We start from the raw sequence: 11450 nt of genomic DNA, 5'->3' as shown, positions 1-11450 counted from the left end.
TATTAATTATTAGCTGCATCTTTGTTTCTCGAAAACGATAAAGTGCCTTTGCGCACATATCATAAACTTCGAAAACAATGAGCGAAAAAGTTCTTTTAAAAAAGACCAAAAACATTTCAAAAGAAACCCCGGTAAAGATTGCTGTGGCAAAAGGGGATGGCATCGGACCTGAGATTATGGATGCCACCCTGAAGATTTTAAAGGCAGCGGGAGCCAACATTGCCCTAGAATTCATTGAATTGGGCGAAAAGGCCTATCTATCGGGCAATACTTCGGGTATTGGTGCCAAAGCTTGGGAAGCCATATCAAAAAACAAGATTATCTTCAAGGCACCAATTACTACTCCCCAAGGCAAAGGCTATAAAAGTCTCAACGTGACCTTGCGTAAATCATTGGGCTTGTTCGCCAATGTACGCCCAGTCGCTGGGCTAAGCCCTTATGTTCATACCCATTTCCCCAATATGGATGTGGTCATCATCCGTGAAAATGAAGAGGATCTATATGCGGGTATCGAACACCGTCAGACACAAGATGTGGTGCAATGCCTAAAATTGATCACCCGCCCGGGTTGCGAGCGCATAGTACGTTATGCCTTTGAGTACGCACGTGCTTATGGCAGAAAAAAAGTCACCTGTATGGTTAAGGACAATATCATGAAATTGACCGATGGATTGTTCCATCAAGTATTTGATGAAATCGCCACAGAGTATCCCGACATCCAAAACGGGGTTCAGATCATTGATATCGGTTCAGCAAGATTAGCTGCAAAGCCCGAAAACTACGATGTAATCGTCACTTCCAATCTTTATGGAGACATCATCTCAGATATTGCCGCCGAAATCGGTGGGTCAGTGGGCATGGCAGGTTCTGCCAATATTGGCAAGAATGTATCGATGTTCGAGGCCATCCATGGGTCGGCACCTGATATTGCCGGCAAAAAAATTGCCAATCCATCGGGTCTGATCAATGCCGCGGTCATGATGTTAGCACACATTGGCCAGAATGAAATTGCCGATAAAATCAAGAATGCCTGGCTCACAACCTTGGAACAAGGCCACCACACGGCCGATATCTATCAAGAGGGCATCAGTAGCCGCAAGGTGAACACTCAAGAGTTTGCTGATGCTGTCATTGATAATCTTGACAATTTGCCAGAACAACTCTCACCAAGTACCCTTGCGGAAGGTAAAGGCGCCATTCAAATACCAGAGTACCATCGAAAATCCCAAAAGAAAGAATTGGTAGGTGTTGATGTCTTTATAGATTGGGAGGGAAATGACCCTAACGAAATCGGTGATGCCCTTTCAGCGATTGAAGTGTACAAGCTCAAGTTGAAGATGATTACCAATAGGGGGGTCAAAGTGTATCCGACCGGACATGAAGAGACCTATTGCACCGATCATTGGCGATGCCGTTTTGTGGCGGTCGATGCAGAGATCAACCGTAAAGAGCCTGTGTACCTTCCCATAGACTTTGAAAAAGTGGTGGCACTGCTCTATAAACTCAACCAAGAAGGTTTTGATGTGATAAAGACCGAAAATCTCTACGAGTTTGATGGAAAGAGAGGTTTTTCTTTAGGGCAAGGCGAATAACTAGTTCCCCAATTTTGAATTTTTGAAAAATAGGCTGTCAGTATTTTTGGCAGCCTTTTTCTTTTGTTATCATTCGTATTAAACATCACATCGTTTAAAGGCATCTTTCAGTGCGGCTATCTTATCTTCCCAGGTCACGATAAACTCTTGGGCCACATAGCCTTTAAAACCCGTATCCAAGATGGCCTGCATAATGGCAGGGTAATACAGTTCTTGGGTCTCATCGATTTCATGGCGGCCCGGCACACCCGCAGTATGGTAATGCCCAAAATAGGGGTGGTAATTTTGTATGCTCCTGATGATGTCACCTTCTTGAATCTGCATGTGGTAAACGTCAAAGAGCAGTTTAAAGTTGTCACTGCCCAAATGTTTACAGAGTTCAACCCCCCAGAGACTGCTGTCGCACATATAATCGGGATGGTTCACTTGGTTGAAGAGTTCCATTTGTATCACGACCCCATGCTTTTCTGCCAAGGGGATAATCTGTGAAAGTCCGTCAACACAATTTTGCAGCCCCACATAATCGTTCATGCCCCGACGGTTGCCACTAAAACAGATGAGGTTGGTATACCCGGCTTCCGCCACTTGCGGAATGATTTCCGTATAATTTTTAATGAGGGTTTCGTGATACTTGGGGTCGTTCCATCCTTCGGTCAAACTGATTTCGGCCCCATTGCACATCGAACAGTGAATATCATATTTTTTCAATAACGGCCAGTCTTTGGGCCCCACCAAATCAATGGCTTTGATACCGAGTTCATTGAGGATTTTTAGAAAATCCTCAAGCGGCATGTAGTTGAAGCACCAATGACATACGCTATGGTTGATGTTGTTTTTGAGCTTAAAATCTTTACCGGCTTCCGTGTGTTGGGCGCTTGCCCGATAGGTGACCGCTCCCAAGGACACCGCGGCAGCTGTGGCCATAAAATTTCGTCTTTTCATGATATGGAATTTATCCACAGAAAAGATAGTATTTTCGAACCACACATGGAAATAGAACCCGATAAGACCCGATTGCTCGAACTGGCACATTACCGTATGCCCTTTGGTAAGTACAAAGACCGTTATTTGGTCGATTTGCCCATTGCCTATTTGGTTTGGTTTAAACAGAAAGGGTACCCCAAGGGGAAACTGGGGGAGCACTTGCAGACAATGCTTGATGTCAAATCAAATGGGTTGGAACCAATAATTAGGAAGCTTCAAAAAGAATTTCCGAAAGATTGAATTTGATTTCCCTTGGCAATTTGTATCTTTACGCCCCGTAACATCACATCCCCAACATGTCGCAAACAAAGTACATTTTCGTTACGGGCGGAGTAACTTCTTCATTAGGTAAAGGCATTATCGCTGCATCATTGGCAAAGCTCCTACAGGCAAGGGGGTATCGCACCACTATTCAGAAATTGGATCCCTATATCAATGTCGACCCTGGTACCTTGAACCCGTATGAACATGGGGAATGTTACGTGACCGAAGATGGCGCGGAAACTGACCTGGATTTGGGCCATTACGAACGGTTCTTGAACGTACGCACCTCACAGGCCAACAATGTGACCACTGGGCGTATCTACCAAAGTGTCATTGAAAAAGAACGTCGGGGTGAATTTTTGGGTAAAACCGTTCAGGTGGTGCCCCATATCACCAACGAGATCAAAGAGCGTATCCAGATGCTGGGCAACAGTGGTGAATACGATATCGTCATTACCGAAATCGGGGGTACCGTGGGTGATATTGAATCACTGCCCTACATTGAATCGGTTCGGCAACTGTTGTGGGAACTTGGCGAAAACAATGGTATTGTCATCCACCTGACCTTGGTGCCTTACCTCTCTGCTGCGGGCGAACTAAAAACAAAACCGACACAGCATTCGGTCAAGACCTTGATGGAAAGCGGAATCAAGGCCGATATTTTGGTATGTCGTACCGAGCATGAGATTTCAGAGGAGAAACGTGAGAAACTGGCCTTGTTCTGCAACGTAAAAAAAGAAGCCGTAATTCAGTCCATTGACGCTTCGACCATCTATGACGTGCCGCTGATGATGCATGAGGAAGGATTGGATGCCGTTGCGTTGAAAAAATTGGCACTGCCCGATACCAATGAGCCCAATCTTGACCAATGGCAAGAGTTTTTGCAGCGTCACAAGAATCCGAAAAACAAAGTCACCATTGGTCTGGTCGGAAAGTATGTTGAACTGCAGGATTCCTATAAATCCATATTGGAATCGTTTATACATGCTGGTGCGGCGAATGAGGTTGAGGTTGTGGTCAAAAGCATTCATTCAGAACACATCACGGCTCGCAACCTTGATAAAAAGATGTTGGGCCTCGACGGAATCTTGGTAGCACCGGGTTTTGGAGAGCGTGGCATTGAAGGCAAGATTCTGGCCGTGCGTTACGCTAGGGAAAACGACGTGCCCTATCTCGGTATTTGCCTGGGCATGCAGATGGCGGTGATTGAATTTGCCAGAACTGTATTGGGGTATGAAAATGCAAACTCCACAGAGATGGATGAGAACACCCCGCACCCCGTCATCAATTTGATGGAAGAACAAAAATCGGTGACCGATAAAGGGGGCACCATGCGTTTGGGCGCGTGGGACTGTGAAATCAAACCCGGAACTTTGGTACATGAGGTGTATCAAGGCCAGATCCAGATTGCCGAACGCCACCGCCACCGTTTTGAGTTCAACAATGAATACAAATCAGAGTTTGAAGAAGCGGGCTTGGTTGCCTCTGGCCTGAACCCTGAAACCGGCCTTGTCGAGATTATAGAACTCCCGTCACACCCATGGTTTATCGGGGTGCAGTACCACCCAGAGTACAAGAGTACGGTTGCAAATCCGCATCCATTGTTCGTGGGCTTTGTAAAAGCCGTTTTAAAACAGAAGCAAAAACAAACTAATGCCAGTTTGGCATAAACTGTTTTTTTGGGTCTATATTTGCGGGTTGAACGTACCAAACGAAACTACAGCATAGATATTATTTCATGGAAGAAGAGAAAAAGCTTGACCTGAATTCCATAATCGGGTTTGTACTTATTTTCGGGATTCTTATTTTCTGGTTCTATACCACAAAACCTACTCCCGAAGAGCTTGATGCAGAAAAGGCAAAACAGGAACAGGTCGTTGAAGCAGAAGAAACCACAGAAGAACCTTCTCAGCCCATTGAGGCAAAACCCCAGATAAATTTGAATGACTCCACTGCCTTGGCAGGTTATAAAAGTGCTGTGGGCGCTTTTGGCTTTACCAATGTGGCAGACCAACAGACAACACTTGAAAACGATGTTGTTGAACTAAAGGTCGCCAATAAAGGGGGTCAAATTGTCGAGGCGAAGATGAAAAAATTCGTCACCTACGATTCGCTGCCCGTATACTTGGTCAAAGACGGCAATGCCGAGTTTGCCATTTCATTTTCAACCAATGACAATCGTGTACTCAGCACCTCAGAGCTTTATTTTGAACCCTCTTTGAGCAAAAGTGGTGACAACCAAGTGCTTTCGATGAAGGCCAAGGTCTCTGAGAACCAGTTTTTGGAGTATCGCTATGAGATGAAACCCAACGAATATCTGGTTGATTTCACGGTTCGGTCGCAAGGCCTTAACGGTGTTCTGAACAGTTCAAGGCCTGTCACCTTGGATTGGACAACCAAAGCCCGAAGAAGGAGCAAGAGCGTGCAGTACGAAAATCGTTATACCCGCCTGACCTACAATCATGACGGTGAAAAAATCAGCAAGCTTTCAGAGAGCAGCGACCTCGATGAAGAAACCGAAGAGGATGTTAAATGGCTTTCGTATCGGCAGCACTTTTTCAGTTCCATCTTGGCAACGGACAACCACTTCAAGACCGCTGAGCTGCTGTCAAAAAATTTGGTCGAAGAAGAGACCAAAGAAGAACTGTTTACCAAAGAATATGCGACAAAAGCCCCTCTTGAATTACAGGGTGGTGAACTTTCGTACAACATGCACTGGTACCACGGCCCCACCGATGCCCAGGTGCTGGATGATTACAAGGAGTTGGGCTTGGTCGAATCCATTCCCTTTGGATGGGGAATTTTTGGATGGATCAACCGCCATGTGTTTACACCCTTCTATGGTTTTTTGAGTTCGTTCTTACCCTACGGTATTGCCATCATTGTCATGACCATCATCGTGCGTTTGGCACTTTCGCCTGTCACCTATAAATCGTACCTCTCCCAAGCCAAGATGAAGGTCTTGAAACCTGAAATCACCGAGCTCAACGAAAAGTATAAGGACAATGCGATGAAAAAGCAGCAGGAGACCATGAAGCTGTACCGTAAGGCAGGGGTAAACCCCATGAGCGGTTGTATACCAGCATTGTTGCAACTGCCGATATTCTATGCATTGTTCATGTTCTTTCCGACCTCGTTTGCGCTACGGCAAAAATCCTTTTTGTGGGCGGATGACCTGTCGTCTTATGATACCATTTTCAACCTTCCGTTTACGATACCATTCTATGGCGACCATGTGAGTTTGTTTCCGATTTTGGCATCTATAGCCATATTTATCTACATGACGATGACCACCGGCCAAAGTATGCAGATGCAGCAACAGCCTGGAATGCCGAACATGAAATTCATCATGTACCTGTCACCCGTCATGATGTTGTTTTTCTTCAACAATTATGCGAGCGGACTAAGTCTGTACTATTTCATCTCAAACTTGATCACCATCTTCATCATGTTGGTCATCAAGAACTATATTTTGGATGAGAATAAAATTCATGCGCAAATCCAAGAAAACAAGAAGAAACCCAAAAAAGAGAACCGTTTTCAAAAGAAAATGCGTGAAATGATGGAGCAGGCAGAAGCCCAGAAAAAAACAGGAAAAAGATAGCAACGGCGTTTCTTTTCTTCGGTTAAACCTTTTTGCTTTTGTATGGTCTTATAGGCAATAACCATAAAATCATTGCAATGAAAAACATAGGCTTTATCCTGATTTTGTTCTCCTTTACGTTCTTTTCAATACCGGAAACCGTTGAGGCACAGACAAGAAATCAAGAGACGGTACAGGCCGTTCGTAAAAAAAGACGTGTAAACCGAAGGGTTCGCAGAAGAACGACAAGAAGAGTTGTCAGAAGAAGGCTTAGAAGACTCCCGGCGAACACCCGTCCTCTGGTGTTCAGAAATGTCTCTTATTATCCTGTGGGCGGAATGTATTTTGTTAAAAGGAGGGGAGTATATGTACGTGCGTTTCCGCCAAGGGGCTTCCGTCTTCGCAGAATCCCTGCAACAGCAATCGTTTTGACGGTCAGGGGCAACCGATACAATTATGCCGATGGTGTTTTCTACCAAGAAGTTGAGGATGGCTATGAAATTTCTGAACCGCCCGTCGGAGCCGTAGTTGAAGAATTGCCTGAAGATGCCTCGGAAATTGATTTTGATGGTTTGACGGCCTATGAACTCAACGACGCCGTTTATAAAGCGGTGGAAGATGGCTATGAGGTCATCGATGTATTGGAGGAAGAACCGGAAGATTAATCCATCGTCAATTGCACAACATTATTTAGCATGAGCTTTTGGGGGAACTTTAAAAAAACTTCCCTGCCGTAGCAGGGAAGCTCTCACCATTAAAGGTATAGTTTGGAAAGATTCGGGACACCAAAGATGCGCCATAAATGCTTCCCAAAAAATTAATAGTTGTCAAGCGGGCATATTTGTATGGTAACAGACCCCCTTTTGATGTGTGATCGATGAGTGGTCAATCCTATCGATGAAAAACCCCTCAGATAGTGTAAATCTAAGGGGTTTCGCAATTTTTAAAGATGTCTTTCAGGTCAACAAATCAGTGCAGTTGGTCGAGCACCTCTTGTGGTAACAGTACCTTATCGATTAAGTGCACGATACCGTTGCTGGCCTCGTTATCGGCACCGATTACTTCGGCATTGACGTGGGTCTTATCCCTAATGAAAACCCCATGATTGAGTATGACCGTCACATCTTCACCTTGTACCGTATGCAACCTTTGATGGTTTTTCAAGTCTCCAGAGGCCAGGGCATCCCCAGAAACCACATGATAGGTCAAGACTTTGGCCAACAATGTTTTTTCTTCTGGGGTATCAAAATCGGCCAAACTGTTGAAGTTACTTCCCAGCGCATGCAATAAATCAGCAAAAGCTTGATTTGTTGGGGCAAACACCGTGAACGGACCGTCGCCACTAAGCACGTCGACCAGACCTGCATCCGCCTGAATCAAAGCATCGACCAAAAGGCTCAAATCATCAACCGATTGGGCCAGTTCAACAATATTTGGTGTGGCAGGTGCCAAAGCATCCAAAACTTCCTGCGGAAGCAATACCTTGTCGATGATGTGCACAACGCCATTGCTTGCTTCAACATCAGGGGTAATCACCGATGCATTGGTATCGGTGGCATCATCAATGTGCACACTGCTGTTCAATATGATGCCCAAGTTTTCACCTTGTACCGTGGTGATGTGCTGGCCATTGCTGAGGTCTGTAGAGAAGGCAGCTGTGCCTGCTACTACATGGTAGGTCAGTACCTTCACAAGAATATTGATTTCTGCTTCGGTGTCAAAGTCTGAAAGGCTATTGAAATCGTCTCCCAAGAAATGCAACAAATCAGCAAATGCTTGGTTTGTGGGAGCGAAGACCGTGAACGGACCTTCACCGCTCAAGGTTTCCACAAGTCCGGCGTCAGCAGCAACCAATGCATCGACCAACAAGCTGAGGTCATCGGTTTCAATGGCCAATTCTACAATAGTCTTCATTTGCATGGCAGCTAGAAAATCCACAGCGGATTGTGGCAGCAAAACCCTGTCTATAATATGTACCACACCATTGCTGGCTTCAACATCTGGAGTAGTGACCATTGAGCTGTCGCCGCTTGCATCAGTGATTTTAACGCCACCGTCTAGACTAATGGTAACGTCACCACCGTTTACCGTGGTAATCATTTGTCCGTCGGTCAAATCAGTTGAAAAGGCCGCCGTGCCAGCGACAACATGATACTTGAGAATATCGATTAAAAGGTGAATTTCTTCTTGGGTATCGAAATCGGCCAAAGCGTTGTAGTCATCGCCCAAAGCATTTAAAAGTGCAACGAATGCTTCGTTGGTGGGAGCGAAAACAGTAAACGGACCTTCACCGCTCAAGGTCTCTACAAGTCCGGCATCAGCGGCTATAAGTGCTTCGACCAATACGCTCAAATCATCGGTCTCTTGTGCAATTTGAACAATGTTTTTTGCTTGCAGGGTGGCCACAAAATCAATGGCCGATTGTGGCAACAATACCTTATCAATAGTGTGCGCCACACCGTTTGTAGCCATGATATCCGTCGCGGTAATGTTGGCGTTGGCCTCTGAGGCATCACCAACGAAAAAAGTGTCACCTTCTGCAATGATTTCCAATGAATTGTCAGCTAGGGCGGTGGCCACGCTTCCAGCGGCCAAGTCAGCTTCGAGTACTTTTGCGGGGATTACGTGGTACAACAAAATATCGGTCAACAGTGCGATTTCCTCTTCGGTATCAAAATCATCTAAGCTGTTGTAATCATCGCCCAAAGCATTTAAAAGTGCAACGAATGCTTCGTTGGTGGGAGCGAAAACAGTAAACGGACCTTCACCGCTCAGGGTCTCTGCCAAACCAGCTTTGATGACCGCAGCTTCCAAAACGGAAAGTGCTTCGGTTTCCACCACAATTTCAACTAAGTTTTTTCCCTCGCCTTCCATTCCATCACCATCGTTCAATGCATCAAGAATCGCTTGGGGTAACAATACTTTATCGATAACGTGTACAATTCCGTTACTGGCGTTGACATCGGGAATCACCACTTCGGCATCAGTCTCGGTGGCATCATCTATGAATACGCCACCCTCAAGGGAAACAGTTACTTTTTCACCTTGTACCGTGGTCAATTCCTGTCCCTCGCTTAAATCCGTTGAGGCGGCGGCAGCTCCACCAATAACATGGTACTGCAAAATAGTGGCCAACAGTGCTTTTTCTTCGGGGGTGTCAAAATCTTCTAGGGAATCAAAGCCATCCAGTGAGGCAAGTAATTCGTTAAATGCACTGTTAGTGGGTGCAAAAACTGTAAATGGTCCATCACCGTTCAATGTTCCGATCAAATCAGAGTCGTCATTTTCATCGGCCTTTGCCAAAGCAGCTACCAAACTGCTGAGCGTTTCGGTATTCTGTGCGGTTTCGACAATTGTACTGCTGGTTTCTTCTTCGTTGGTACCATCGTCTTCTTTATCGCAAGAGAAGGTGACAAACGTAAATAAGGTCAATAGGAAAATTGATTTCCATTTCATAAAGTGTCTCATAGTCAATTGTTTTAGATATTATTAGTTGTTGAAAAAAAGTTGAGGTCCTATAAGGAAAAGGGCAAGAAAAATTTCTTCTTGCCCTTTTATTGTTTTTAATTACCCGTATCTGGAAGCAATACTTGATTCACCACATGAATGACACCATTGTACGCTTGAACATCCACAGCAATGATTCCGATACCGGTATTGCCAGCGCCGTCAGTAATGTCACCAATGTTATCACCTGTTCCCGGTAGGGTAATGGTGAAGGTGTCACCTTCAAGCGTTGCAGGGGTGGTTGTTTCACCAGGGTTGTTTAAATCACCAGAGCGGATATTTGCCCCAGCAATAACATGGTGCTGTAAGATGGGAATCAAATCATCTTCGGCCGGTATGGCACTCAATGCGGCGAAGGCATCGTTTGTTGGAGCAAAGACCGTAAACGGATCATTGCCATTACCATCTTGGGCAGAGAGCACACTTGGGAAGTCAACACTCGGTGTCAATGTAGTCAACGCATCGACCAAAGTTGAAAAATTTGAATCTGCCGTTGCAAAGGTGACCACTGTGGGCAAATCGATAACAGCGTCTACAGCGTGAATGATTCCATTGGTGGCCACAATATCTGCAGCGACAACAGTACTTGTACCGTTGATGGAGACACCGTTGTCGGTGTTGATATACATACTCAAAGCATTGCTGGCATCATTCACTCCAGTTGTAGTAACATATTCGTTTGACAGTTCTGAAGATAGTCTAGCTCCAGCAACAACATGATATCCCAATATGTTGTCTATGTCGTTGTCATTCGGGTTGGTAAAAGAAGCAAAACCATCGTTGGTTGGGGCAAATACAGTAAAATTCACTGTTGGTAAAGACAATAAATCTGTGAAAGTCGTATTGCCATTCGCGGTCAAGGCTCCGACCAAATCAGACAAGTTTGTATTTGCCACTGCATGGTCAACAATGGTTGGAAGTCCAATAACAGCGTCAATGATATGTACCACCCCATTGTCGGCGGTGACATCGGCAGTGGTGACATCGGCGACTCCATTGATAGAAACTCCTGATGAAGTATCTATATAGTGGCTTAGGTTATTATCATTGATACCAGCCGTCGAGAGGCTCGAAACATATCCAGTATTGAGACTGGTAGATAGATTGTTGCCCGATACCACATGGTTCAATAGCACAGCGGTGAGCAACTCGTCGGGGACATCGTCTAGAGAAGCAAAATTATTGGCCTGCAAGAACGCGTTGAAAGCAGCATTTGTGGGAGCAAAAACCGTAAAAGGACCATCACCTTGTAAAGTCGTTACGAGATTGGCCCTTGTCAATGCTGCAACCAAAGTGGTCAAATCGCCATTTGCGACTGCAAGGTCAACGACGGTCGTATCTGGTATCATCTCGCCACCATTGTCGTCATCACTACATGAGACCATCATGGCCAGTAGGAAAATCAAAATTAACTTGGGGTAAATAAATGTTTTTTTCATTACGGATGTTTTTAGAGTTGTTGAATCATCTATTTTGATGATGATACACGTTTGATATCGTTGCTTTTGTTTAATCTTTTT

The 11450-nt window shown here is 45.1% G+C and carries 8 protein-coding genes; 5 read left to right on the top strand and 3 right to left on the bottom strand.

The genetic code is table 11. From position 1 onward, the window contains the following. Positions 1 to 77: 77 nt before the first annotated feature. Positions 78 to 1592: an NADP-dependent isocitrate dehydrogenase gene (locus AAAH86_RS06900; RefSeq protein WP_343486782.1), complete on the top strand. Its 1515-nt coding sequence runs from the start codon at positions 78 to 80 to the stop codon at positions 1590 to 1592. A 78-nt stretch (positions 1593 to 1670) separates the two neighbouring features. Here AAAH86_RS06900 and AAAH86_RS06895 read toward each other — a convergent pair whose 3' ends face one another. Beyond that, on the bottom strand, positions 1671 to 2534 hold the full coding sequence (locus AAAH86_RS06895; RefSeq protein ID WP_343486781.1) for a TIM barrel protein: 864 nt from the start codon (positions 2532 to 2534) through the stop codon (positions 1671 to 1673). 45 nt (positions 2535 to 2579) lie between these two features. On the opposite strand from AAAH86_RS06895, the gene AAAH86_RS06890 reads away from it, so the two are divergent. From AAAH86_RS06890 to AAAH86_RS06875, 4 genes are all read left to right on the top strand, one after another. Further along, positions 2580 to 2816 carry a DUF3820 family protein gene (locus tag AAAH86_RS06890; RefSeq protein WP_343486780.1) on the top strand — a complete coding sequence of 79 codons (237 nt, stop codon included), beginning with the start codon at positions 2580 to 2582 and terminating at the stop codon, positions 2814 to 2816. Between the two features lie 56 nt (positions 2817 to 2872). Further along, on the top strand, positions 2873 to 4510 hold the full coding sequence (locus AAAH86_RS06885; protein ID WP_343486779.1) for a CTP synthase: 1638 nt from the start codon (positions 2873 to 2875) through the stop codon (positions 4508 to 4510). A gap of 68 nt (positions 4511 to 4578) precedes the next feature. Beyond that, entirely contained in the window at positions 4579 to 6444 is a 1866-nt protein-coding gene (yidC, locus tag AAAH86_RS06880) for a membrane protein insertase YidC (protein WP_343486778.1), read from the top strand. A 77-nt stretch (positions 6445 to 6521) separates the two neighbouring features. Further along, positions 6522 to 7088, top strand: coding sequence for a DUF6515 family protein (locus AAAH86_RS06875; protein ID WP_343486777.1), 567 nt, complete (start codon positions 6522 to 6524; stop codon positions 7086 to 7088). Positions 7089 to 7392: 304 nt separating this feature from the next. Here AAAH86_RS06875 and AAAH86_RS06870 read toward each other — a convergent pair whose 3' ends face one another. Both AAAH86_RS06870 and AAAH86_RS06865 read right to left on the bottom strand, forming a co-directional pair. After that, complete coding sequence (locus AAAH86_RS06870) at positions 7393 to 9891, bottom strand: fasciclin domain-containing protein (RefSeq protein ID WP_343486776.1); 2499 nt, start codon at positions 9889 to 9891, stop codon at positions 7393 to 7395. Between the two features lie 95 nt (positions 9892 to 9986). Continuing rightward, on the bottom strand, positions 9987 to 11369 hold the full coding sequence (locus AAAH86_RS06865; RefSeq protein WP_343486775.1) for a fasciclin domain-containing protein: 1383 nt from the start codon (positions 11367 to 11369) through the stop codon (positions 9987 to 9989). Between the last annotated feature and the right edge of the window lie 81 nt (positions 11370 to 11450).

The organism is Allomuricauda sp. d1, assembly GCF_039592695.1.
In the GTDB taxonomy this organism is placed as follows: domain Bacteria; phylum Bacteroidota; class Bacteroidia; order Flavobacteriales; family Flavobacteriaceae; genus Flagellimonas_A.
Note: the sequence above shows the minus strand (reverse complement) of the source record. Positions and strands in the feature narration are given on the sequence as shown.